This window comes from Actinomyces sp. SKVG-SVH-4(1) (assembly GCF_048514265.1).
Lineage (GTDB): Bacteria > Actinomycetota > Actinomycetes > Actinomycetales > Actinomycetaceae > Actinomyces > Actinomyces oris.
This window is the reverse complement of record NZ_JBGEVE010000001.1, coordinates 402,640-427,733: the sequence shown is the minus strand read 5'-3', so window position 1 is coordinate 427,733 and position 25,094 is coordinate 402,640. Positions and strand designations below refer to the sequence as shown.

The following is a 25,094-nucleotide window of genomic DNA, read 5'->3' as shown; positions in this document are numbered from 1 at the left end:
GTGGCACGACCTGTGGGAATACCGCCTCAAAACCGGATTCCACCTTCCCGAAGGCGGACCTGCCGCCCTAAGGAAAGACGGCATGTGGCGCACTGATGAGGACACGGTGAGATCACGAACAGGTTTGCGAACGGTGCCCGCTCGGGCTGGCATCGGTTGCTCGACGTCCCCATCGGGGCGGGCGATCCACTCCCGGGGATACGGCTTTCTAGTGGCGCAGGCACCCCGGGCCGAGGAGGGCCTTGATGTCGGAGTAGAAGGCGGGCGAGGCCTCCACCCGCAGCGAGGCGTCCAGCTGGGTACGCACCTCGCGCCCCGGACTGGTCAGCGTCAGACGGACCGTCGAGCCACCCGGGTGCTTGGTGAGCACGTCCTTGAACCGCTCCACCAGTGGCCCGGTGCACCGGTTGGTGGGCAGGGTGATGAGGACCGCCTCGTGGGCGGCGCTGGAGATGTCCGGGATCGTCATCTCCTGGGCGTACAGGGCGACCTGGCCGTCACGCCGGTTGAGACGTCCGCGCACCGTGACCACCGTGTCCGGGGCCAGCATGGTGGAGACGGTCTGATAGGTCTGGGGGAAGAAGAGCACCTCGATGCTTCCGGCCAGGTCCTCGACCTGGGCGATGGCCCACAGGTTGCCCTGCTTGGTGGTCTTGCGGGTCAGCGAGGTGATGAGCCCGGCGATGGTGACCATGGCGCCGTCGGGCAGCTCATCGTTCTCGTGGAGCTCGGAGATCTCCTTGTCCGCGAGCTTGCCCAGCAGCCCCTCCAGGCCCATGAGGGGGTGGTCGGAGACGTAGAGGCCCAGCATGTCGCGCTCGTAGGCGAGCTTGTCCTTCTTGTCCCACTCCGGCAGGTTGGGAACGTCGGAGGAGAAGACCGGGCCGTTGCCGAAGGGTGAGTCGTCGGCGTCGTCGGGGCCGCCCATGAGGGAGGCGAACAGGTCGAACTGGCCGGCGGCCTCGTTGCGCTTGACACCGATGACCTCGTCGACGAAGTCCTCGTGGCAGGCCTGCAGGGAGCGCCGGGTGTGCCCCAGGGAGTCGAAGGCCCCGGCCTTGATGAGGGAGTCGATGGTGCGCTTGTTGCACACGACCGCGGGAACCTTGTCGAGGAAGTCCTCGAAGGAGGTGAACTCGCCCTTGTCCTCCCTGGCGGCCACGATCGCGTCGACGACGTTGATGCCGACGTTGCGCACCGCGGACAGCCCGAAGCGCACGTCCTCACCCACCGCGGAGAACTGTGCCCGCGAGGCGTTGACGTCCGGGGGCAGGACGGTGATGCCCATGTGGCGGCACTCCCCCAGGTAGACGGCCAGCTTGTCCTTGTTGTCCTTCTGGCTGGTGAGCAGGGCGGCCATGTACTCGGTCGGATAGTGCGCCTTGAGGTAGGCCGTCCAGTAGGACACGACGCCGTAGGCGGCCGAGTGGGCCTTATTGAAGGCGTACTTGGCGAAGGGGACGACGACGTCCCACAGGGTCTTGACGCTCTCCTTGGAGAAGCCGGACTGAACCATCCCGGCCTCGAACTCGACGAACATCTTGGCCAGAATGTCCATCTTCTTCTTACCCATGGCCTTGCGCAGCGCGTCGGCCTTGCCCATGGAGAATCCCGCCAGGTCGGTGGCGATCTTCATGACCTGCTCCTGGTAGACGATGAGACCGTGCGTGGTCCCCAGGATCGGGTCGAGGGCCTCCTTGAGCTCGGGGTGGATCGGGATGACCTCCTGCAGGCCGTTCTTGCGCAGCGCGTAGTTGGTGTGGGACTCCGCCCCCATGGGGCCGGGCCGGTAGAGGGCGCCGACGGCGGAGATGTCCTCGAAGTTGTCCGGCTTCATCAGGCGCAGCAGCGTGCGCATCCCCCCGCCGTCGAGCTGGAAGACGCCCAGGGTCTCACCGCGTGAGAGCAGCTCGTAGGTGGCGCGGTCGTCGAGCTCGACGTGGTCGATGTCCAGGGCGGGCTTGCCGTTGGCGACGATGTTCTCCAGGGCGTCGGAGATGACCGTGAGGTTGCGCAGTCCCAGGAAGTCCATCTTGAGCAGGCCCAGGTGCTCGCAGGTGGGGTAGTCGAACTGGGTGATGACGGCGCCGTCCTGGAGGCGCTGCATCATGGGGATGATGTCGGTCAACGTGGCTGAGGACATGATGACGGCGCAGGCGTGGACGCCCCACTGGCGGGTCATGCCCTCCAGCCCCTTGGCCAGCTCGACGATCTTCTGGGCGTCGGGGTCCTCGGCGTGGAGCTTGCGGAACTCCTCGGCCTCGCCGTAGCGCTCGTCGGCAGGGTTGAAGATGCCCTTGATGGAGATGTCCTTGCCCTGGACGGAGGGGGGCATGGCCTTGGTGAGCCGGTCGCCGACGGCGTAGGGGTAGCCCATGACGCGGCTGGAGTCCTTCAAGGACTGCTTGGCCTTGATGACGCCGTAGGTGACCACCTGGCTGATGCGGTCGGCGCCGTACTTCTCGCGCACGTACTCAATGACCTCGTCGCGCCGACGCTCGTCGAAGTCGACATCGATATCGGGCATGGAGATGCGCTCGGGATTGAGGAAGCGCTCGAAGATGAGCCCGTGGCGCAGCGGGTTGAGCTCGGTGATGCCCATGGCGTAGGCGACCATGGAGCCGGCTCCCGATCCACGCCCCGGCCCGACCCGGATGCCGTGGGCCTTGGCCCAGTTGATGTAGTCGGCCACGACGAGGAAGTAGCCGGGGAATCCCATCTGGGTGATGACGCTGATCTCGTACTCGGCCTGCTTGCGGCAGTCCTCGGGGATGTCGCCGTTGAACCGGCGGTCCATGCCGCGCCAGCACTCCTTGATGAACCAGGACTCGTCGGTCTCCCCCTCGGGGACGGGGAAGGCCGGCATGTAGGAGGCCCCCTCGTCCACGGTGCGGAAGTGCACGTCGCACTGCTCGGCCACGAGCAGGGTGTTGTCGCATGCCTGGGGCATCTCGGAGAAGAGGCGGCGCATCTCGGCGCCGGGGCGCAGGTAGTAGGTGTCACCGTCGAACTTGAAGCGATCAGGATCGGAGAGCACGGAGCCGGAGTTGATGCACAGCATCGCGTCCTGGATGGTGCGGTCCTCGGGGCGCACGTAGTGGGAGTCGTTGGTGGCCAGCAGCGGGGCCCCGATCTCCTTGGCGATGCGCAGCAGATCCTTGGTGACGCGCTGCTCGATCTCCAGGCCGTGGTCCATGAGCTCGACGTAGAAGAACTCCTTGCCGAAGATGTCCTGCAGCTCCCCCGCGACGCGCAGGGCCTCGTCCCACTGGCCCAGGCGCAGGCGGGTCTGGACCTCCGAGGAGGGGCAGCCGGTGGAGCCGATGAGGCCGCTCGCATAGCGCGAGAGCAGCTCGCGGTCGATGCGTGGCGCCTTGCCCCACTGGCCCTCCAGGGAGGCGAAGGAGTCCATGCGCATGAGGTTGTGCAGGCCCTCGTTGTTGCGTGAGAGCAGCGTCATGTGCGTGTAGGAGCCGCGGGCGGAGACGTCGTCGCTCCGCTGGGACTCATCGCCCCAGAACACACGGGTCTTGTCGAAGCGGGAGGTGCCCGGAGTCATGTAGGCCTCGACCCCGATGATCGGCTTGATACCGGCGGCCGTGGCGGCCGCGTAGAACTCGTAGGCTCCGAACATGTAGCCGTGGTCGGTGATTGCCAGGGCGGGCTGGCCCAGCCGCTTGGCCTCGGCCACGTAGTCCTTGATCTTCCCGGCGCCGTCCAGCATGGAGTAGTCGGTGTGGACGTGGAGGTGGACGAAGTCGTCCTTGGGGGCTGCTTCTTCCTGACTGCTCATCTCCGCCATGGCCCCATCCTAGGCCCGCCCGGCGCCCTGTCTCCTGGAGGGGCCCAGCGCGCTCGAGCGCGAAGGCAGGGCCTTGCCCAGCCATGACGGGACACCGCCGAGGTAGTGGCTAAGCCGGGGGAGAAATCCTCTGCTGGGCGGCGTCCTTCCCACCGCCTCCGAGAGGTGCTTCGGGCTCAGCCGCGCGCCCGGGCGGCAGCCTCCCGCGGGGCCAGAACGCTGAGCGCGAGGTCGAGCACAGGAGTGGGCACGCCCACCTCGTCACCGGCGCGGCACAGCGCACCGAGCTGGGCGTCGAGCTCGCTGGGCAGGCCTGAGGCGATGTCCCGCTGCATCGAGGTGGTGGCTCCGGCCGGCTGGGCGTCGGCCATGCGCAGGGCCGCAGCGACCGGGTCGGGGGCGTCGTGGGTGGCCAGGTCGTGGCCCAGTGCCGCGGCGACCGCGACGACCTCGCTCACGGCCCGAGTGAAGGAGTCTCTCAGGTCGCTGCGCAGAACGCCGATGGGAGTGTTCGTGGCAGCGCCGAGGGAACCCTGGACGACGACGAAGGAGACCTTGCGCCACAGCTCGGCCCAGATGGAGTCCGGGGTCCAGGCCCGGATTCCGCCTGCCTCCAGGGCCTGGACGGCGGCGGCGCAGCGAGCGGTGGCGGAGCCGTCCCACTCCCCCAGGGCCAGGGAGCCGGCGTTGCCGATGGTGCGGACGTCTCCGGGCGAGGTGATGGCGGAGTAGACCCGGGCAACCCCGGGCAGGACGTGCTCCTTTCCGACGGCGTCGGCGAGCAGCTCGGGCGCACTGATCCCGTTCTGGGTGGAGACGACGCCGGTGTCGGGGCCGGTCAGAACTCTGAGCGCCGAGGCCAGCTGCGGTAGCGCATCGACCTTCGTGGTGACCAGGACCAGGTCCGGGTCACCGCCCAGGGCGTCGTTGAGAGCCTGCGGATCCTCACTGGCCAGGGGCGTCTCGATGCGGGCGGTCACGGTACCGGGCTCACCCTCGGAGCAGTCACGCAGCGTCAGCCCGCCCAAGCGCAGAGCCGCCAGGGTGCGATCGTGAACCAGGAAGCCGACCTGCTGGCCGCTCGCGGCCAGACGGGCGCCGAGCCATCCTCCGATGCCCCCGGCACCGATGACAACGATCCTCATGAGTCTCTCCTCTTCGTCCTGCTGCCCTCGGCACGTGCGCATGCGCGCGGGCCTCGGTAACCGACCTTAAGCGGTGCTGCCGGAACTTTTCTCGGCGCTCACGCTACTGACGGTGCGGGCCATGTCCTGGTGCCAGATGCCGGCGTCGAGGTAGCGGCGACCGTTCAGAACCCGGTATCCGCAGCGCTCGTAGAAGCCCATGGCCTGCTCCTGAGCGGAGAGAACCACCTCCACGCAGGGCCGGCAGGAGTGGCTCAGTGCGGCCTGCTCGAGGGCAGCGACGATGCGGGCCCCCAGCCCCGTACCGCGCGCGACGCGGCGTACTGCCAGACGGCCCAGATGAACCCGGCCGGGGTGCGCGCGCTCCATCAGGATGCGCCCGGCGCCCAGGGGCGTGCCATCGGCTCCGCGGGCCAGGAGGTGGATCGTGGTGGGTTCCTCGTCGCGGGCGTCGATCTCCTGGATGAAGGGAACCGCCTGCTCACCGACGAAGACCTCGAGGCGCACGTCGGCCACAGCTATGCGAAGCCGGTCGGCCTCGGGGCCCGTCTCATCTCCGCGGGCCGTTGCAAAGCCGACGGGTTCGTGGACGGCGATGGCCGGGCGGATCTCGAGGGTGGGAGTCTCCGAGACCACCTCGTCAGCGCTCGGCCTCGTCGTCGGGGCCATGGTCGAGCGACGCAGGCGATCAGTCACTGTTCTCATTCACCTCCGCGGAGAGCCTGTTCACGGCAGGCGCAAGACATCGAGGGCGTGGACGAGGTCGTCGGGGTAGTCAGAGGTGAAGACCATGTGCTCACCGGTGATGGGGTGGGCGATGCCGAGCTCGCGGGCGTGGAGCCACTGGCGGATCAGACCGGTGCGTGCGCTCATGACCGGGTCGGCGCCGTAGGTGGCGTCTCCGACGCAGGGGTGGCCGACGGCGGCCATGTGGACGCGGATCTGGTGGGTGCGCCCGGTCTCAAGGTGGATCTCGGCCAGGCAGGCCCCGGGCATCGCCTCGATGACGTCGTAGTGGGTGATGGACTCCCGCCCGCCCTCGATGATGGCCATCTTCCACTCTCGGCTGGGGTGACGGCCGATGGGGGCGTCAATGGTGCCGCTGGAGGGATCGAGGTGGCCCTGAACCAGGGCGTGGTACACCTTGTCCACCGTGTGCTCCCGGAAGGCGCGTTTGAGCACCGAGTAGGCCCGCTCCCCCTTGGCCACGATCATGACGCCCGAGGTGCCCACGTCCAGGCGCGAGACGATGCCCTGGCGCTCGGCGGCGCCGGAGGTGGCCACTTGCACGTGCATGGCCTTCAGGGCGCCGAGGACGTCGGGGCCGTCCCACCCCATGGAGGGGTGCGCGGCCACGCCCGCGGGCTTGTCGACGACGACGATGTCCTCGTCCTCGTAGAGCAGCTCCATGCCCTCCACGGGAGTGGCGACCGGTTCGACGGGACGGGGGTCGGGCAGGTCGACCTCGAGGAGCTCGCCCGCGCGCAGACGAGAGGACTTGGCCAGCGTCTCGCCGCCTCGGCGCACCTCTCCGGCCTCACACAGGTCCTCGACCCGGCTGCGGGACAATCCCGTCATCCGGGCCAGCGCGGCATCAACGCGTTCGCCGTCGAAGCCGTCGGGGACGGGCAGCAGGCGCACGCTCATTGCGGCTCCACGGGAGTCGCCTGCGTCGATGCATCCAAGGGCTCCCCCGGCTTGGAGGACGCCTCGCCGCGATCCTTCCCGCGGGCCCGAACTCCTCGGCGGGTTGAGGAGGGCGGTGCGCCGCCGCCTTCCGCTTCCGGGTCGTCTGAGGCGCCGGCACGCGTGCCGTCGATCTCCCAGCCTCCCAGGGACAGGATGATGATGCCCGCGGCTGCCGCCACGATGGCGATGTCGGCGACATTGCCCACGAAGTAGCCGCCGTAGTCGATGAAGTCGATGACGTGGCCGCGCAGGAAGCCTGGCTCGCGCAGAAGGCGGTCGATGAGGTTGCCGACCGCGCCGCCCAGGACCAGGCCGAGGGCCACCGCCCAGGAGCCAGACGCCAGGTTCCGGGAGACACGGATGATGATGGCCACGACGCAGGAGGCGATGAGCGCGAAAATCCACGTCTGCCCGGTGGCGAAGGAGAAGGCGGCGCCCGGGTTGCGCACCAGGACCAGGCCAAGCGCCCGGCCGAACAGCGCTGTGTGCCGACCGTCGGACAGGGCTGAGAGCGCCCACTGCTTGGAGACCTGGTCCACGACGATAACAATGATCGCCACCAGCCACAGCACGATCACGGGGAGGCGTTTGGATCGTCTCGCGTCCGCTGACCCCTCCTGCGACGTCATGGCCTTATCCATGGCGCTGAAGGGATTGTCCGTGGGCAGCGGGACGGCGCTATCGGCGTGGTCGGCGTTACCGCCGTCAGCAGCACTGCCGGCGGCTTCCTGTGCTAAGGATGCGGGATCGACGTGGTCAGGCATGGGGCTTTCTCGCATTGTGCTCAGAGGAGAACGGGTGACGAATGGGCTGTGTACCCAGCGAAGGGCGGCGACCCGTGCGGGTCGCCGCCCTTCGTAGGAGGCCGTGTCACTGGTGACTGGTGGAGCGGAACCATCCTGATCGGATGGGGACCGTCGTGATGAGGCTCCGTTGGCCACTCCCGAAGGTGCTCACGGGGATGGGCCGGGAGGCGATCACGGCCTGGAGGATCACGACCCCTGCAGGATCACAGGCTGGAGATGGAGCTCTCGCCGCCGTCCTCGACGTTGGCCAGCAGGTTCTGCAGGTAGCTCTTGAGGCGAGTGCGGTAGTCGGACTCGAAGCGGCGCAGCTCGTCGATCTTGTGCTCGAGGTTGGCACGCTCCTTCTCCAGCTGGGCGAGGGTGCGGTTGCGCTGGTCCTCGGCCTCGCGCACGATCTGCTCACCGGTGGAGCGGGCCTCGGTGACGATGCGCTCGCCCTCGGCCTTGCCATTGGCGACGTGCTCGTCGTGAAGGCGCTGGGCCAGCTCGAGCATGCCGGAGGCAGCAGCCGGGCCCTGGCCGCCGGTCTCGCCGGCGGAGACGGCCGGCATGGACATGGCAGGCTCCGCCTGAACCGGAGATACGGGGGAAGCGGGTGCGGAGGGGATGGCAGCGCCCTCTCCGAGCTGGGCTACTCGGCGGTTGGCGGCCTCGAGCTTGGCCTTGAGGTCGGCGTTCTCAGCCTCCAGCTGACGCATGGCCTCGACTACCTCGTCGAGGAACTCGTCGACCTCGTCCTGCTCGTAGCCCTCACGGAACTTGGTCGCCTGGAACTTCTTGTTGAGGACGTCGTCTGCTGTCAGCAGCGTCATGGGTCGTCACCTCGGTGTCGTTACGGATAAGGTCACGAGCACCGGGCATCCGGTCACTCATGCGGACAGAGTACCTGAACTCGAGGTTCAGGCCACATCAAGCGCGCTATCTCACGCTGACGTGAGAACAGCACTCTAGCGGTTCGCTCACAACTTCACACCTGTTCAGATGAGAAACCCGAGGAACCACTGGATGATCCAGATCCCGAAGACCAGGACCAGGAAGCTCAGGTCGATACCGACGCCTCCCAGGCGTGCCATGGGAACCCTCCGACGGATCACTCGCAGAGGAGGATCCGTCAGAGCGTAGACAAGGTTGGCCAGCACCAGGACGACCCCCTGGGGACGCCACTGGCGGGCGAATACCTGAATCCAGTCGAGCACAACCCTGACCAGGAGGATGAGGAAGTACAGGCTCAGAATGCTCGACAGGATCCCGGCTACCGCAGAGACGAGGTTCACGTACGAGTCAGCTCAGCTCTGGTTGAAGAAGCGGCCGCGAGCCTCGGCGACCTCGCCGCCGTCGATCTCCACGCTGGCCGGAGTCAGCAGGAACACGCGCGGAGTGACACGCTCGATGGCACCGTGCAGCCCGAAGACCAGACCGGCGGAGAAGTCCACCATGCGACGCGCGTCGGACTCGCTCATGCCGGTGAGGTTGATGATGACGGGGACGCCGTCACGGAAGGACTCGCCGATGATCCTGGCCTCGTTGTAGGTCGAGGGGTGAACCGTGACGATGCGGCGAAGGTCGGGGGCAGCGGCAACGGGATCGGGCGCAGCCGGGGCAGAGAAGTCCTCGTACCCCTCGTCAACGAAGTCCTGCTCGTGCTCCTGCACGGCGTAACCGGCATCGGCAGCCTCGTAGCTGTCCTCGTAGGTCTCTTCCTCCGGCTCCGAGTAGCCGAGGAAACTGGTCATACTGCGCAGCGCGCCCATTTATCGCTCCTTGGTTCGTCCGGTCCCCTGCGTTCCGGATGTGCTGCGACGGTATCCGTCCCCGTGACACCGCACGGGGACCTCACCTCGGCGTGTCCCCCACCTCAGGTTTCAGGAAGGTCACGCCCAGGAGTTACTCAGCAGACGGGCGTTATCGCGGAACTCCAATGCCTGCCAGACGTCCAGTCACTCCGTCACGGCGGTAGGAGAAGAAGCGAGGGTCCTCGTAGGTGCACCACTGACCAGCGCTGATGTGACCAACACCGGCGCGCTCGAGCTGGGCGAGGACCCCTGCCGCAACGTCAAGGCCGGGCGTCCCCCACGATGTGCGCGAGGCGCACGCCGGTTCGCGCTGCGCGGACAGGGCAAGCATCTCCTCGGGGACCTCGTAGCAGGAGCCGCAGATCGACGGCCCCACGGCGGCCCACAGATCCGCCGGTTCCACTCCACTGCGCCGAAGGAAGTCGATGGTGGCGGGGACGACGCCGTCGAGCATGCCTCGCCGACCGGCGTGCACGGCGGCTGTCAGAGCTCCGTCCCGGGACGCGAGCAGGACGGGGACGCAGTCGGCCACGAGAACGCAGCAGCCTGCAGGAGCCCCGCCCGTCCGAGAGTCCAGGACGAGGGCGTCCGCAGTGGGAACGTCACCGGCCTGAGCCGTGGCCACGACTGCGGAGTGAACCTGGTTCATCCAGGCCAGGTGGCGCCCCTGCTCGAGCCCGAGCAGCTCCTCGAGCCGACGACGATGACAATGAACACGTTGCGAGTCGTCCCCGACGTGGAGCGCCAGGTTCCACCCGTCATATGCGGCCCCTTCCTCGCGCTCCGCACCCCGGTCCTGAGCGCCGCCACCCGGAGCCGAGACGGGACGGGCCCGCAGGCCGCGGGTGGTGAAGAACCCACGAGCCCGCGGACCCAGATCCACCTCGATCAGATCCGAGGCCTCAACGGCGGTGGTATCGCACATGTTGCCGCGCCCCCGGACAGCGATGCCGCTCAGCGCAGGAAGTCGGGCAGGTCGATGCCGTCATCGTCGGCGTCGACCCCGATCACCTGAGGAACCTCAAGATCGGAGACCGAGTGCTGCTGCGCCGGCACCGAGCCGTAGGAGCCGTATGACTCATCCACATAGGCCGGCATGCTCCCCGAGGAGAGGGCCTCGGCCGCACTGACCTCCGACAGGTGCGCCGCGGCCGCCGGGGAGGAGGAGGGCGGCGGAGCCAGCGGGACCGGACGAGTCACCGGGTTCTGGGCGGCATGGGCGCCACCACGAGGAGCCGGGGCCGGGGGCAGGTCGTCGACCGGGGAGGAGGGCACCGGCGGCACCGCGGCGGCGCGCGAGAGTCGAGTCATCGGGTCGGCCAGGCCACCAACGACCGGCTCGGAGTCGAAGCCGGCGGCGATGACCGTCACCCGCACCTCGTCTCCCAGGGCGCCGTCGACCACGTTTCCGACGATGATGTTGGCCTCGGGGTGGACGGCCTCGCGCACCAGGTTGGCGGCCTCGTTCATCTCGAACAGACCCAGGTCGGAACCGCCCTGGAAGAAGAGCAGCACGCCGTGGGCGCCGTCGATCGAGGTCTCCAGCAGCGGCGAGGCGATGGCCTCCTCGGTGGCCGTGATCGCGCGCCCCTCACCGGTGGCCGAGCCGATACCCATGAGCGCACTGCCGGCGCCCTGCATGACGGACTTGACGTCGTTGAAGTCGACGTTGATGAGACCGGGGGTCGTGATGAGCTCGGTAATGCCCTGGACACCCTGAAGAAGAACCTGGTCGGCCTGCTTGAAGGCGTCAACGACGGAGATGTTCTTGTCGGCGATCTGCAGGAGGCGGTCATTGGGGATGACGATGAGGGTGTCGACTTCCTCGCGCAGCGCCTGGACGCCGTCCTCGGCCTGGGCCGAGCGGCGGCGTCCCTCGAAGGAGAAGGGACGGGTGACCACACCGATGGTCAGCGCGCCGATACTCTTGGCCAGACGGGCGACGACGGGGGCTGCGCCGGTGCCGGTACCGCCTCCCTCGCCCGCGGTGACGAAGACCATGTCCGAGCCGTCGAGAGCCTCGCGGATCTCGGACTCGTGATCCTCGGCGGCCTTGCGGCCGATCGCCGGGTCAGCCCCCGCTCCCAGCCCTCGAGTCAGGTCCCGCCCGACGTCGAGCTTGACGTCAGCGTCGGACATGAGCAGCGCCTGGGCGTCGGTGTTCACGGCGATGAACTCCACGCCACGCAGATCGGCCTCGATCATGCGGTTGACGGCGTTGACACCGCCGCCGCCAACACCGACGACCTTGATCTCTGCCTGGTAGTGCTGTGAGTCGTCCACAGCCATGCTCTCGACCACTGGCGTCCCCTCCGCGAGTTTCGTCATGAGCCCTCCGACGAGGACTCCCCTCAAACCTCAACCTCAAGTTAAGGTCAATACTTATGTCATTCTCTGAACGACGGGCTTAACGCTATGAGACATCCAGGACGTCGCATCGCATTGAAGCCCGGCGTGTTCGTGTGCAGTTGCCTGCGGATTCCCTGCTATAACACTGCAATTTACCTGCGATGAACCTGAAGGTTTACGGGTGCGTGCTGCTGCGTGCCCCGCTGTTCCTGGAGATGCCGCGCAGCGGCGGAGCGCAAGAGCCGATCAGGACGTCGGCGATGGTGCCACGGGGGTCGCGCCGGCGCTGTCAGCGGATCGTGTGGTGGGGCGATGCGGCGAGGAGACGTCGTAGATGGAGGCGGTGGTGGTCATGAGAGTCGCCAGGACGCGTGCCTTGAGCGCGTTGTCCTGGTTGTTGCCCCAGACCACGCTGGCCCCGCTGGACAGGGTCAGTGTGACCTGCCCCGCCTCAGTGGCGCTGCCGCTGCTCACTTGGGCCAGGGTCTCCGGCGTGAGGGAACCCACCACCTGGGTGACGGCGGCGACCTGCTTTGCGGAGATCCTCTGTGGCCCCGATGCCTGCGCGGCGGGATCGGGCACGATGTTCACCAGGCCCGACGGCGGCTCGGAGACCCGCTCGAGGACCACGGCCTCGTTGTCGAGGACCTGGTAACCGTCCGAGTCCTGCACGGTGGCCACCGGCACGCGCATCGTCAGGTGCACCCGCAGCCCGTGGGGCCAGGCCCTGGTCACCTGCGCCCGGCGCACCCGGACCAGCTTGTCACTGACCTGGGTGGAGAGCCGGCCGGTGTCGAGCCGCAGCAACGAGTCGCCCTCGTAGGCGGCCAGAACCTCGCGGACCTGCTGGTCCGAGACGCTGCCGTCCGAACCCGCCACGGAGATCCTCCGGGCCTGCAGACCCAGGAGGGGTGAGAAGGCCAGGGCCCAGACCACCAGGACGATGGCGACCACTACGACGGCGGCCCTCACCGCCCGTCGCAGCCGCAACCGGCGCACGGCGGCCTGACGCTCCTTGAGCCGATCGGCCAGTCCGGTGGAGACGACCCGGTCGTCTCCACGGGAAAGAGCCACCTGCCTGCGGCCGAAGACGGTCAGCTCGGTGCTCGCCGCCGCGTCGGGGCTGGAGGACTCCTGGCGGGGGCTGGTGCGGCTGGCGCCCTCGCCACCGCGACGCGGAGCCGGCGAGGAGCTGGACGCGCCCCTCGACGTCGACGGACGCCTGGGTCGCGAGGCCGACCCGGCGCCGCCGCTCGGCTCCTTGGGAGTCCTGGGGGCCGAAGCGCTCCGGGGCCGCTTGGCGGGGGCCGCCGGCCCGGCCTGCTCGGTCCCGTGATGCGCCGTCGGGGCGCTCGGCGCGGATGGTCCCTGCGCCGAGCGGGAGGGACGCGGACGCCTGGGGCCGGAGCGGCGCGGCGGGATGCTGGCCGGGGCGTCCTGAGCGCGGTTGGAGCGCTCGGGGCGGGGGGCCGAGGGCTTCCTCATGCCCGCTCGTCCCGGTCCGCGGGCGAGGGGGCTGCACCGCCCTCGCGTGCCGCCAGGTCGCCCAGTACCGTGCCGGCGAGCTCGGTGACGTCTCCGGCACCGACTGTCAGCAGCAGGTCGCCGGGGCGCGCGAGGTCGGCCACCGCGTGGGCGGCATCGAGGCGCTCGGCGACGAACCTGGCGGTGCCACCGGGGACGCGCTGGGCGACCGTGTCCCCGGTGATGTCGGGGAAGTCCGCCTGAGTCTCCCTGGCGGGGTAGACGTCGGTGACGACAACGGCGTCGGCCAGGGCCAGCGCCTGTCCGAAGCGGTCGGCGAAGGCCCGGGTGCGGGAGAACAGGTGCGGCTGGAACAGGACCAGGACCCGGCCGCCGCGCTCCTGGGCCACGCCCCGCGCCGTGCGCAGCAGGGCCTCGATCTCCGTGGGGTGGTGGGCGTAGTCGTCGATGACGCGCACGCCGTCGGCCTCGCCCCGGTCCTCGAAGCGCCGGCCCGTCCCCCCGAAGGCCCCCAGTGCCCGGGCCATCAGGGCCGGTTCGACGCCGAGCTCGATGCCCGCGGCCCAGGCTCCGGCGGCGTCGAGGGCCACGTGTTCCCCGGGTACGGCCAGCACCAGCTCGACCGGGCCGTGATGAGGCTCCTCGCCCGTGCCTCCGGCGGGCTCGCGGCCGGCGACCGTGGTGAGGGTCAGCAGTCCCCGAGTGGATGAGGCCCCCCGTTCCTGGATGTCCAGGTGGACGTGCCCCTCCCCCACGAGCACTCCGCCGGGGAGGGTGTCGGGGCCTGCGAAGGAGTAGGTGACGACGCGCAGGCCCTCGGCGGCAGCGGACTGCGCCAGGCGCAGTGCGCCGGCGTCGGCGGCGCAGGCGACCAGCAGGCCCCCGGGCACCAGCCGGTGAGCGAAGTCGACGAATGCCGTCTCGAAGGCCTCCGCGGTGCCGTAGCTGTCGAGGTGGTCGGGCTCGACGTTGGTGACGATCTCCACGCGCGGGGTGTAGTTGAGGAAGGAGCGGTCGGACTCATCGGCCTCGGCGACCAGGGCGGGGCCGCTGCCCAGGTGTGCCCCGGTGCCCAGGGCGCGCACAACCCCGCCGATGGCGAAGGAGGGGTCGGCTCCGGCCTCCGTGAGGGCCTCGGCGAGCATGCCCGAGGTCGTGGTCTTGCCGTGCGCACCCGCCACGGCGACGAAGTCCAGGCCCCGAGCGGCCAGCGCCAGCGCCTGGGACCGGTGGATGACGTCCTGGCCCCGCCGGCGGGCCTCGGCGAGCTCGGGGTTGGTCTCCTTGATCGCGGTGGAGACCACAACAGTGCTCCGCTCGGGCACATTCGCGGCGGCATGCCCCAGGTGGGTCGTGATGCCCAGATCGGCCAGGTGGTCGAAGGCGGGACCCCCGTGGGCGTCGGAGCCGGAGACCTGGGCGCCGCGGGCCGCAAGCAGCTGAGCGACCACGCTCATCCCCGCTCCCCCGATGCCGATGAGGTGGAAGGCCCGGTCTGCCAGAGTGCAGTGGTCACCGTCGGTCGATCGGTGCGAAGTGCGGGAGGCGTCCTGGGATGTTGTGGCGGTCATGCCGCATTCTCCTCGTCAGTGGGAGTGTCGTGGATGGAGGCGCACTGCCGGATAAGGGCGGCCAGGCGGGCCGCCGCATCCTGGACGCCGGTGGAGGCCGCGGCCCGGGCCATGGCGGCCTGCCGCTCAGGGTCGGAGATGAGCATGGCGAAGTCAAGGATGTCCGAGGGCTTGAGCTCGGCGTCGAGCACCATGCGCCCGCCTCCGGAGGCCAGGACGTCAGCGGCGTTGAGACGCTGCTCGCCGTTGCCGATCGGCAAGGGGACGTAGAGCGCTGGAAGCCCCAGGGCCGTGATCTCTGCGACGGTACCGGCACCGGAGCGGCACAGGACCCCGTCGGCGCAGGCATAGGCCTGTTCCATCGTGGTCAGGTAGTCGAGCACGTGGTACCGCTCAGCGAGGTCCTGCGCAGCGCCCGAGGCCACTGCCGCCTCGAGGGCGGCGCGCACCGGGGCGTCCTTGTCCTTACCGGTCAGGTGCAGCACCTGCAGGCCGGTTGGTAGGGAGTCCAGCGACTCGCTCAGGACCTCGTTGAGGTGCTGGGCCCCCAGGGAACCGCCCGTCACCAGCAGCGTGGGCAGGTCGGGGTCGAGTCCCAGCGCCTGAGCGCCCTCGACGCGGGCCTGCCGGGTCCCCTCGTCCGTGGCACGCTGCGCGACCAGGGTGGCGATGGCCGGGCGCAGCGGCAGTCCTGTGACCTCGGTGCAGCCCTTGGAGGCCTTGAGACGGGTCGAGGCGAAGGTCAGGGCGACGGCCTGGGCCCAGGAGGCGCCCAGCCGGTTGGCCAGCCCCGGGCGGGCGTTCTGCTCATGGATGACGACCGGAACCCCGGCCTTCCTGGCGGCCAGGTAGGCAGGGGTCGACACGTAGCCGCCGAAGCCGACGACGACGTCGGCCTTGACCTTCTCAATGGCCTCAGTAGCCGCGCTGATCGCCTTGCCCAGCCGGTGCGGCAGACGCAGCAGGTCACCGCTGGGACGCCGCGGCAGAGGGACTCTGGGGACCAGGGCCAGCTCCAGGCCGGCCTCGGGCACGAGCCGCTTCTCCAGTCCCTCGGCGGTCCCCAGGACGAGGATCTGCGTGCCGGGGTCACCGCCCAGGGCCGGGTCCCGCAGGGCCGCAGCCGTAGCCAGCAACGGGTTGACGTGGCCGGCGGTGCCCCCGCCGGCCAGCAGCACCCGCAACGGCCGGGGCCGCTCCGAGCCGCTGGGACGCTCCTGCTGGGGCGAGCCTGCGCTCTCACTTGTCTCGGGCACGGTTCCTCCTAGGGACAATGACTGCCAGGGAACGACGCAGCGCCCCGGGACTCGTGGACAGGGCCTCCTGCGCACCGGGTTCGTGGCGCGCGAAGGCCAGAAGCACCCCGATGGCCAGGAGGACCGACACCAGTGCGGTGCCTCCACGGCTGACGAGGGGAAGCGGGACGCCCAGCACCGGCAGCGCACCGGTGACCACCCCCATGTTGATGATCGCCTGCCCCACGATCCACGCACCGATGGCCGAGGTCGTGGCCACGACGTACAGGGAGGTGTGGCGTCTCATGAGCCGCAGGCAGCAGGCGCCGATGACGGCGAACAGGGCGATGACGACGAGGGTGCCCACCAGCCCGAACTCCTCGCCGAGCACGGCGAAGATGTAGTCGGAGTCCGCCTGGGTGAGGTAGCCCCACTTCTGGCGCGACGATCCCGGCCCCACGCCGAGCCAGCCCCCGGTCCCCAGCGCCCACATCCCGTGCTTGGGCTGGTAGCCCACCCCCATGGGGTCTGCGCCCTCGGGATGGATCCAGGCGGTGATCCGGGCGCGGCGGTTGGCACTGAGCATGGAGGCGGCCGCGAACATGACGATGCCGCCGGCCCCCAGGAGGGCGAACCAGCGCTTGCGCATTCCGCCCACCCACAGGGCCCCGGCGACGATGATGACCAGGATGATGACGGTTCCCAGATCCTGTCCGCCCAGGACGCTCGCGATCGCGACTCCGACACCGCCCCAGCCCGCCACCCACGCCCGGTCCCGGGGACGCTTGTTCGCGTACCAGGTCACCAGGGTGCCCAGGACCAGGGCGAGGGCCACCTTGATGAACTCCGAGGGCTGGGCGGTGCCGACCCCCGGGACCTGGATCCAGTTGCGGTTACCGTAGACGTTGACGCCCACGGGTGTGAACACCAGGCACTGCAGGGCGATCGTCAGCACCAGAAGCCCCCAGGCCATCCTGGGGAACCAGGACAGCGGGATGCGGGAGACCCCCACCATGCCCAGCGTCCCCACCGCCGCGAAGATGAGGTACTTGGCGAAGTCGGTGAAGGCGTTGCCACCGTTGGCGGCCACGGTCACCGACTGCACGGAGAAGACCATGATGAGCCCGAAGGTCTCCAGCACCAGGGTGGACACGAGCAGGCAGTAGTAGGTCAGAGTCACCTGCTCGGCGCTCTGGGTGGAGTCGGACCCGCCGGAGGGACGCCGACGACGCTCCTTAGGGGTGCCCTCGGGCTGAGGGCCCCCGCCGTCCCAAGGTCGTGAGAGCCGCTCGCCCCAGCGCGTCACGCGCTTGCGCCAGGCGTCACCCAGGCGACTGCCCGCTGCCGTGGGCCGGGAGCCGGAGGGTTTCCTGGCCTGCTTGGACGCCGTGGCAGCACCCTTCCCGGGGGCGGTCCGCTCCGGCTTGCGGCCGGCACCGGCCCCCCGCGACGAACCTGCGGAGGCTCGCGAGGAGCCTGACGAGGAGGAGGTCGACGAGCGGGCGTTGGTGGCCGAGGTGGACCCGGTCTTCACAGCTGCTCCTGGTCGCCGGAGACATCCGCGTCCCGGGTGCCATCGCCTCGGGTATAGGCCTGGGCGCAGGCGGCGAACAGGTCGCCGCGCTGGGCGTAGGACGTGAACTGGTCCCAGGAGGCGCAGGCCGGGGCCAGCATGACGGTGTCGCCGCCGCGAGCCATGGCGCCGGCGGCTTCCACCGCGGCGGCGCTCACCTGCTCGGCGCTGCCGTCGCTGACGCGGGTGACGGGTAGGCCGGGGGCCTCCCGCTCCAGGGCCGCCAGGATGTCGTTCTGGTCCTTGCCAATGACAACGGCACCGCGCAGGTGGGGGCGCACCGTGCGGACCAGGTCGAAGAACTGGGCGCCCTTGGTGTCGCCACCGCAGATCCACACTCCGGTCCCCTGCGGCAGGGAGGTCAGTGCGGCCTCGGCGGAGTGCGGGTTGGTGGCCTTCGAGTCGTCGACCCAGGTGACGCCCTCCGCCTCGGCGACGGTGACGATCCGGTGGGCTCCGGGGCTGTAGGCGCGCAGTCCGGCGGCGACCGCCTCCGGGTCGGCTCCCGCCGCGCGGGCCAGCGCAGCGGCCGCCAGGGAGTCGGCCAGCAGGTGCGCGGGCAGGTTCTGGGCACGCCGCCCGGGGGCCAGGTGCGCCAGGTCGGCGGTGGTGGCCAGCTCGATGCCGCTTGAGCGCCGCTCGGCGTGAAAGGCGCGGTCGACCAGCAGGTCCTCAACCATGCCGACCTGTCCCAACCCCGGCGCGGCCAGGGTGAAGCCGACGGCTCGGCAGCCCTCGACGACGTCGGCCTGGCGGACCATGTCCTCAGTGGCCGCGTCGGCGAGGTTGTATACGGCGGCGAGCCGGGTGCGGGAGTAGACGCGGGCCTTGTCCTGGGCGTAGGCCTCCAGGCCCCCGTGCCAGTCGAGGTGGTCGGCGGCCAGGTTGAGGCAGGCCGAGGCCAGGGGCGCCAGGGTTCTGGTGGTGTGCAGCTGGAAGCTGGACAGCTCTACGGCCAGGGCGTCGGCACTGCCGGCCAGCACCGCCTCAATGACGGGGGTGCCGATGTTGCCCACGGCCGGAGCCGTGAGCCCCTGGGCCTCAAGGATCGCCGAGAGCATGCTGACCGTGGTGGTCTTGCCGTCCGTTCCGGTCAGAGTCAGCCAAGGCACGTGCGGACGCGCTGAGTCCTGCTGAATCCTCCAGGCCAGCTCGACCTCGCTCCAGGTCTCGATACCCGCCGCCGCAGCACCTCGCAGGACCGGCCCGGTGGCCGGGACCCCGGGTGAGACGACGAGGAGCCTGGCCGGGGACTGCGCCAGGGCGGCCGCGGTCGCCTCGGCGTCGGCGACCGTGGTGGAGGCCACGGGGGTCTGCAGCATCTCGACGGAGGACTCGCGGCTGTCGAAGACGTGGATGCGGGCACCCAGCGTGGCCAGGGCGTCGACGACGGCGCGCCCGGTGCGCCCCAGGCCGACGACGGCCACGTGGGCGCCGTCGAGCTGGTCGCTCAGGGACCCGCCGGGGCCGGTGACGGCGCTGGACGGCTCACCGGGGACTTCAGTCAGGCTGGTCACGGTGCGGGCTCACGCTCCTGGTTCCTCACTTCTCCTGCCGGAGCTTCCGGTAGGAGAAGACTGCTTCAATGGGTCGGGTCGCAGTGGCCCGGGCGTCCCGACTCATCCGAAGATGAGCTGGCGCAGGTACTCGGCGTAGAAGATTCCGAGTCCCGCGATGACGCACAGGCCGGCGATGATCCAGAAGCGGATCACCACGTTGACCTCGGTCCATCCTCCCAGTTCGAAGTGGTGATGCAGTGGAGCCATGCGGAAGACGCGTCGGCCTGTCGACTTGAATGAGACGATCTGGATGATGTCGCTCATGACCTCAGCCAGGAACAGTCCACCCAGGATGACAGCCAGGAACTCGGTTCGAGTCAGGATCGACAGGCCGGCGACCGCCCCTCCCAGGGCCAGGGACCCGGTGTCGCCCATGAAGATCTTGGCCGGTGAGGCGTTCCACCACAGGAAGCCGAAGCAGGCCCCCATGAGGGCGGCGGCGATCATGGCCAGGTCTCGCGGGTCCCTGACCTGGTAGCAGGTGGTGGGGACCATGGTCTCGTGGCCGTAGTTGCAGGACTGGTTGGTCTGCCACACGCCGATGAGCGTGTAGGCACCGAAGACCATGGCCGACGCGCCGGCGGCCAGTCCGTCGAGCCCGTCGGTGAGGTTGACGGCGTTGGACCAGGCGGTGATGAGGAAGTTGGCCCACAGGATGAACAGGATGAGCCCGACGACGCTACCGGCGAAGGCCAGGTTGATCGCCGAGTCCCGGGCGAAGGAGATCCGGGCGGAGGCGGGGGTCAGTCCGTTGCGGTCCGCGAAGTGCAGGGCCGCCACCGAGAATCCGATGCCGATGAGCGCCTGCCCCACGATCTTCTGCCATGCCCTCAGTCCCAGGGAGCGCTGCTTGGAGATCTTCTCGAAGTCGTCCAGGAATCCGATGAGCCCGAGCCCGACGACGAGGAAGAGCAGCAGGACCCCGGAGGCGCGCGGTGTGCGCAGCTGGCTGAGATTGGCCAGGGTGTAGCCCAGGACAGTGGAGATGATGATGACGAGGCCGCCCATGGTCGGCGTGCCGCGCTTGGTGAAGTGTCCCTGGGGCCCGTCCTGGCGGATGAACTGTCCGTACTCCTTGGCGTGGAGGTAGCGGATGAGCAGGGGGGTCCCCAGCAGGGTGCCCACCAGTCCGACCACACCGGAGATGAGGATGGCGGTCATCGGGGACGAACCTCCTTGAGGTGGTCGGCCAGGCGCCAGGCGCCCGAGCCGTTGGAACCCTTGACCAGGACGGCGTCGCCGTCGCAGAGCAGGGCGTCGATCTGGGAGATGGCGGTCGCGGCATCATCGAAACCGACGACCTCGACCCCTCGCGCCCTGGCCGCCTCGAGTGCCTCCTGGGTGGAGCCGATGCCGATGAGCATAGCGGCTCCGGCTCGGGCCGCGAGCTCTCCGGTGCGCGCGTGATCGGCCGCAGAGGACTCCCCCAGCTCAAGCATCTCGGAAATCACGACGACGCGACGTCGGTCCCCGGCCAGAGCCGGCAGCACCGCCAGCGCCGCCGTCATGGAGTCGATGTTGGCGTTGTAGGAGTCGTCGATAAGGAGAAGATCACCACTGAGTTCCGAAATATCCATCCGGTGGGGGCTCTCGATGCTCACTGAGCCGAGTCTGTCGGCGATGAGCTCGGGGTCCAGCCCTGCGGCCAGGGCCAGCCCCGCGGCGGCCAGGGCGTTGGACACGTTGTGCTCTCCCGCCACGGCCAGCTGGACGCGGCGGGGCTCGGCGAGACCGGGCAGGTGGAGGTCGAAGGCCGCTCGGGCAGCCGCGTCCAGGTCCACGTTCTCGGCCCTCAGGTCGGCCTGTCGCCCCCGGGCGGAGAAGGTCAGGACGCGTGCCGGTGCGAGCTCGGCCATGGCGGCGGCGCGGGCGTCGTCGGCGTTGAGGATGGCGATTCCCTCGGGGCGCAGGCCGGCGATGATCTCCGCCTTGGCCGCGGCGACTCCCTCGATGGAGCCGAACCCACCCATGTGGGCGTGGCCGATCATGAGGACCCCGGCCGCGTCCAGAGGGGCGATGTCGGTGAGGTAGGCGATGTGGCCAGGTCCGGAGGCCCCCATCTCCAGGACGAGGTAGCGGGTGGACTCGTCGGCCTCCAGCACGGTCAGCGGCAGCCCGATCTCGTTGTTGAAGCTGGCCCGGGGCGCCACCGTGGGGCCGGAGGCGGCCAGGAGCTGGCGGGTGAGGTCCTTGGTGGTGGTCTTGCCCACCGAGCCGGTCATCGCCACCACGGTGAGACGATCGCCTTGCTCGGCTGCCGCCTGGCGCAGTGCCTCCAGGTGGGTGCGGGCCAGCGCGCCGAGGGCCGCCACAGTTTCCTCCACGAGGACGAGCCCCATGGACGCGTCCTCGGCCTGCCCCTGGGACAGTCCGCTGCGGGCGGCCTCCAGGTCGGAGACGATGGCGCCGACGGCGCCCAGGTCGCGGGCCGATCCCAGGTGGGCGTGGCCGTCGGTGCGCTCGCCGTGCACGGCGACGAACAGTGAGCCCTCGGCGGCCTGGCGGGAGTCGGTGACGACCGGTCCGGTCACCGGCGCGTCAGGGCCGATGAGCCTTCCGCCGATGGCGGCTGCGATCTGACTCAGGCTGAGCCTCATGCCCGTCCCCATTTCTCCTCGACGGCCTCAGCCATCACGGGCGCGTCGTTGTAGCGAATGAACTCCCCGGCCATCTCCAGGAAGGGTTCGTGGCCCTTCCCGGTGACGATGACGGTGTCGTCGGGTCCGCACAGCTCGACACCCCGGCGCACGGCGTCGCCGCGCCAGGTGGTGATCTCCTCGACGTCCGTCAGGTCGGGGCGCACGCCGCGCACCCCCTCGAGGATGGCGTTGCGGATGAGCTGGGGATCCTCGCTGCGGGGGTTCTCGTCGGTGACGACCAGGACATCGGCCAGGCGGGCGCACACCTCGCCCAGCATGGGCCGCTTGCCCTGGTCGCGGTCGCCGTCGGAGCCGAAGACCACGATGAGGCGCCCCGGGGTGATGGGGCGCACGGCCTTGAGGGCCAGCTCCATGGCCTCGGGGGTGTGGGCGAAGTCAACGATGCACAGGCCGCGTCGGCCGTCGCGCTGGCTGATGCGCTGCATGCGGCCGGGGATGTTGTGGGCACCGGCCAGGGCAGCGGCGGCCGTAGCGGCGGGCACCCCGGCGCGGATGGCCATGACCAGGGCCAGGGCGGCGTTCTGCACGTTGACGAGTCCGGGAAGGGGGCAGGAGGCCTCGATCCTCTCGCCGTCGGGCCCGTGGAGGGTGAAGGTGGTGGCGGAGTCGGTCAGGGAGACGGCGGCGTCGCTGACCCACCAGTCGGCGGGAGTCTCACCGGGGTAGGCGCGCACGCGGTCGATCTCGATGGGGGCCTCGGCAGCCAGGGCCGCGCCCCACTGGTCGTCGACGCAGACCACGCCGCGGCGGGCGTGCTCGGGGGTGAACAGCTGCGCCTTGGCCTCCAGGTAGCCCTCCATGGTCTTGTGGAAGTCGAGGTGGTCGCGCTGGAGGTTGGTGAAGCCGGCGACGTCGACGACAATCCCATCGAGCCGGTGCAGGACGATGGCGTGGCTGGAGGCCTCCAGGGAGGCGGCGCCGACCTTGTCCTCCACGGCCAGGGCCATCATCCGCTGCAGGACGGGGGCCTCGACGGTGGTGCGCGGGGACTCCACGGAGCGCTCCCCCACGCGCAGCTCGACGGTTCCGGCCACCATGCAGCCTCCGACGTGAGCGGACAGGATGGCGTCGAGGAAGTATGCGGTGGTCGTCTTGCCGTTGGTTCCCGTGACGGCGGTGGTGACCAGGCCGCGTGCCGGGTGGTGGTAGACCTCGGCGCTCAGGGGGCCGACGAAGGCGCGGGGGTCGCTGTGCACCAGGACGGGGGTACCGGGAGCGGTCTGGTGGACGATCTGGGCGCCGTCGGCATCGGTCAGGACGGCAACGGCACCGGACGCGACGGCATCCGCGGCGAAGCGGGCGCCGTGGACGGTGAAACCGGGCAGTCCCACGAAGAGCTCGCCCGGGGCGGTGTCAGCGGAGTCGACGCTGACCCCCAGGATGCTCAGGTCGTTGAGGGCCGCGGCGTCCTCAGCTGAGGCGGGAGCCAGGGAGAAGCGCTCGCACAAGGTGCTGATGGGGATGGGACCATTGGAGCTCGGCCGTAGGGCGGCGGCCGACTCGTAGGCGTGGTTGCTCATAGTTCCTCAATCTATCGCGACCTTCCACTGTCGATGTTCCACAAGAGCCCCTCCGGCCCACTTCGCCGAGGTGCTGGTGGTCACGCTCATCTACCTATAGGCGTCCTCACTGATTCGCGTCCCTCTCTCCTCCAGCCCCGTTACGAGCCGCCCGGGCCGCCACGACGCTGGGGTCCGGGGCGATGTTGAGCGCCTGCATGGCTGCCAGCGCCACCTCCCGGAAGACGGGGGCGGCAACGGTGCCTCCGTAGATCCCCTCGGGACGGTTGACGATGACCGCAATCGCCAGCACCGGGTCGCGCGCAGGCAGGAAGCCGACGAAGGAGGCCACGGTGGAGTCGTCGGTGAGGATCTCGGTGGTTCCGGTCTTACCGGCCACCAGGTAGCCGTTGATGGAGGCCGACTCCGCGGTACCGCCCTCCTGAGTGACGCCGATGAGCATCTCGGTGAGGGTCTTGGCCGTCGCCTCGGAGACGACCCGCACCCCCTCGGGGCGGTCCTGGGGGGTCTCCTTGCCGTCGGCGTCGATCCAGGCGTCGATGACGCGTGGGGCCACGCGCACACCCTTGTTGGCCACGGTGGCCAGCACCTGGAGGGACTGGAGCGTAGTACCGGCCACGCCCTGCCCGAACATCGTGGTGTAACGGGTGCGGTCGTCCCAGGAGCTGGGCGGGTAGAGGATGCCGTCGGACTCCGCCGGCATCTCGATGCCCGTGGCCTGCCCCCAGCCGAAGCGCTTCATGTAGTCGTAGCGGACGTCGTCGGCGAGCTTCTCGCCGATCTGCACGGTACCGACGTTGGAGGACTCCGCCAGGACTCCGGCGGTGGTCAGGGTCTGGGTCTCGTGCTCGTGGGAGTCCTTGAAGGTCTGCCCGTTGGCCGAGGTCCAGGTGTAGGGGACGGTCCAGGTGTCCTCGGGCTTGACGGCGCCCTCCTCCAGAGCGGTGGCAAAGGTGACGACCTTGCCGACGCTTCCGGGCTCGAAGACGGCCTGCACGCTGCGGGCGGTGCGGTTCTCCTCGGAGGTGGCCGAGGGGTCGGAGGGGTCGACCGAGTTGGAGTCGGCCAGGACCACGACCTTGCCTGTGGCCGGCTCCATGGCCATGACGATGCCCCAGTCCGCGTGCTGGGCGGCCACCGTCTTGTCGATGGTCTCCTGGGCGATGGACTGCAGGTCGGGATTGAGGGTGGTGCGCACCGTGGCACCGGGCCTGGCCGGTTCGTCCGCCTGCTCACCGGTGGGGATGATGACGCCGCTGCGCCCGACCTCCTCGCTGCCCTTGCCGTCGGTTCCCGTCAGGAGCTTGTTCTGGGTGAGCTCCAGCCCGGCCGCCCCGATGAGCTCGCGGTTGTGCTCACCCTCGTGGGTGAAGCCCAGGACGTTGCCGGCCACGGTCCCGGCCGGGTAGGTGCGTCGGGTGCGCTGGTCGGGCTCGACCCCGGGAATGTCCAGGGCCTTGATCTTGCGCCAGGTGTCAGGAGAGACCTCCTGGGCGATGACCTCGTAGCTCCGGTTTCCCACGAGCTTGGCTCCCAGCTCCAGCGGATCGACGTCGAGGATCGGGGCGAGCTGGGCCGCAACCGCCGTCGCCCCGTAGTCGACGACGACCTTCTTGCTGGCGCCGGTGGACTCGTCGAGTCGCATCTCGGTGCGCTCGTACTGGGCGATGGCGGACTGGTTGACGCCGACGTCGTAGCTGACCGCCGAGGAGGCCAGGACAGTGCCGTCGCGCCCGGTGATGTCGCCTCGGGGGGCTCGGTTGACCCAGGTGACCGTGCGCTCGGCCTTCGCCTTCTGGGCCAGCTCCGGCCCCTCAATCGCCTGAACGTAGACCGTGCGCCCGGTCAGTGCGGTGAACACGAGCAGCCCTCCGAGCTGGAGCGCCTGACGACGCGAGGGATTCACA

19 protein-coding genes are annotated in these 25,094 nt (G+C 69.6%); all 19 read right to left on the bottom strand.

Going from position 1 to position 25,094, the window contains the following annotated elements; translation table 11 throughout:
- Positions 1-208 precede the first annotated feature (208 nt).
- The 19 genes from dnaE to AB7V09_RS01575 all read right to left on the bottom strand — a co-directional run bounded on the left by dnaE (position 209) and on the right by AB7V09_RS01575 (position 25,093).
- Positions 209-3,802, bottom strand: a complete 3,594-nt coding sequence (dnaE, locus tag AB7V09_RS01665) for a DNA polymerase III subunit alpha (protein ID WP_419142730.1) — start codon at positions 3,800-3,802, stop codon at positions 209-211.
- A gap of 176 nt (positions 3,803-3,978) precedes the next feature.
- Positions 3,979-4,947, bottom strand: coding sequence for a ketopantoate reductase family protein (locus AB7V09_RS01660; protein WP_419142729.1), 969 nt, complete (start codon positions 4,945-4,947; stop codon positions 3,979-3,981).
- Between the two features lie 66 nt (positions 4,948-5,013).
- On the bottom strand, positions 5,014-5,616 hold the full coding sequence (locus AB7V09_RS01655) for a GNAT family N-acetyltransferase (RefSeq protein WP_419142779.1): 603 nt from the start codon (positions 5,614-5,616) through the stop codon (positions 5,014-5,016).
- A 57-nt stretch (positions 5,617-5,673) separates the two neighbouring features.
- Positions 5,674-6,594, bottom strand: coding sequence for an RluA family pseudouridine synthase (locus AB7V09_RS01650; RefSeq protein WP_419142728.1), 921 nt, complete (start codon positions 6,592-6,594; stop codon positions 5,674-5,676).
- Complete coding sequence (lspA, locus tag AB7V09_RS01645) at positions 6,591-7,400, bottom strand: signal peptidase II (protein ID WP_419142727.1); 810 nt, start codon at positions 7,398-7,400, stop codon at positions 6,591-6,593. Before lspA ends, AB7V09_RS01650 begins: the two co-directional genes overlap by 4 nt.
- Positions 7,401-7,645: 245 nt before the next feature.
- Positions 7,646-8,254, bottom strand: a complete 609-nt coding sequence (locus AB7V09_RS01640) for a DivIVA domain-containing protein (RefSeq protein WP_003786267.1) — start codon at positions 8,252-8,254, stop codon at positions 7,646-7,648.
- A gap of 165 nt (positions 8,255-8,419) precedes the next feature.
- Positions 8,420-8,716: a YggT family protein gene (locus AB7V09_RS01635; RefSeq protein ID WP_009405529.1), complete on the bottom strand. Its 297-nt coding sequence runs from the start codon at positions 8,714-8,716 to the stop codon at positions 8,420-8,422.
- A 12-nt stretch (positions 8,717-8,728) separates the two neighbouring features.
- Positions 8,729-9,193 carry a cell division protein SepF gene (locus AB7V09_RS01630; protein ID WP_003786271.1) on the bottom strand — a complete coding sequence of 155 codons (465 nt, stop codon included), beginning with the start codon at positions 9,191-9,193 and terminating at the stop codon, positions 8,729-8,731.
- A gap of 151 nt (positions 9,194-9,344) precedes the next feature.
- A complete protein-coding gene (locus tag AB7V09_RS01625) occupies positions 9,345-10,160 on the bottom strand; it encodes a polyphenol oxidase family protein (RefSeq protein ID WP_314158224.1) in 816 nt (271 codons plus the stop codon).
- A 29-nt stretch (positions 10,161-10,189) separates the two neighbouring features.
- Positions 10,190-11,563, bottom strand: a complete 1,374-nt coding sequence (gene ftsZ / locus AB7V09_RS01620; RefSeq protein WP_178388634.1) for a cell division protein FtsZ — start codon at positions 11,561-11,563, stop codon at positions 10,190-10,192.
- A 267-nt stretch (positions 11,564-11,830) separates the two neighbouring features.
- Positions 11,831-13,069: an FtsQ-type POTRA domain-containing protein gene (locus AB7V09_RS01615; RefSeq protein ID WP_419142726.1), complete on the bottom strand. Its 1,239-nt coding sequence runs from the start codon at positions 13,067-13,069 to the stop codon at positions 11,831-11,833.
- Complete coding sequence (gene murC / locus AB7V09_RS01610; protein ID WP_419142725.1) at positions 13,066-14,640, bottom strand: UDP-N-acetylmuramate--L-alanine ligase; 1,575 nt, start codon at positions 14,638-14,640, stop codon at positions 13,066-13,068. The genes AB7V09_RS01615 and murC overlap by 4 nt, the downstream gene beginning before the upstream one ends.
- Positions 14,637-15,896: an undecaprenyldiphospho-muramoylpentapeptide beta-N-acetylglucosaminyltransferase gene (murG, locus tag AB7V09_RS01605; RefSeq protein ID WP_419142724.1), complete on the bottom strand. Its 1,260-nt coding sequence runs from the start codon at positions 15,894-15,896 to the stop codon at positions 14,637-14,639. Before murG ends, murC begins: the two co-directional genes overlap by 4 nt.
- Positions 15,880-17,409: an FtsW/RodA/SpoVE family cell cycle protein gene (locus AB7V09_RS01600; RefSeq protein ID WP_419142723.1), complete on the bottom strand. Its 1,530-nt coding sequence runs from the start codon at positions 17,407-17,409 to the stop codon at positions 15,880-15,882. Before AB7V09_RS01600 ends, murG begins: the two co-directional genes overlap by 17 nt.
- Complete coding sequence (gene murD, locus AB7V09_RS01595; RefSeq protein WP_419142722.1) at positions 17,406-18,965, bottom strand: UDP-N-acetylmuramoyl-L-alanine--D-glutamate ligase; 1,560 nt, start codon at positions 18,963-18,965, stop codon at positions 17,406-17,408. The genes AB7V09_RS01600 and murD overlap by 4 nt, the downstream gene beginning before the upstream one ends.
- Positions 18,966-19,067: 102 nt before the next feature.
- Positions 19,068-20,168, bottom strand: a complete 1,101-nt coding sequence (gene mraY, locus AB7V09_RS01590) for a phospho-N-acetylmuramoyl-pentapeptide-transferase (RefSeq protein ID WP_003786289.1) — start codon at positions 20,166-20,168, stop codon at positions 19,068-19,070.
- A complete protein-coding gene (locus tag AB7V09_RS01585) occupies positions 20,165-21,616 on the bottom strand; it encodes a UDP-N-acetylmuramoyl-tripeptide--D-alanyl-D-alanine ligase (protein ID WP_419142721.1) in 1,452 nt (483 codons plus the stop codon). The genes mraY and AB7V09_RS01585 overlap by 4 nt, the downstream gene beginning before the upstream one ends.
- A complete protein-coding gene (locus tag AB7V09_RS01580) occupies positions 21,601-23,187 on the bottom strand; it encodes a UDP-N-acetylmuramoyl-L-alanyl-D-glutamate--2,6-diaminopimelate ligase (RefSeq protein WP_419142720.1) in 1,587 nt (528 codons plus the stop codon). Before AB7V09_RS01580 ends, AB7V09_RS01585 begins: the two co-directional genes overlap by 16 nt.
- A gap of 106 nt (positions 23,188-23,293) precedes the next feature.
- The gene (locus tag AB7V09_RS01575) at positions 23,294-25,093 is read right to left on the bottom strand and encodes a peptidoglycan D,D-transpeptidase FtsI family protein (protein ID WP_419142719.1); all 1,800 of its coding nucleotides are present in this window, start codon (positions 25,091-25,093) and stop codon (positions 23,294-23,296) included.
- Between the last annotated feature and the right edge of the window lies 1 nt (position 25,094).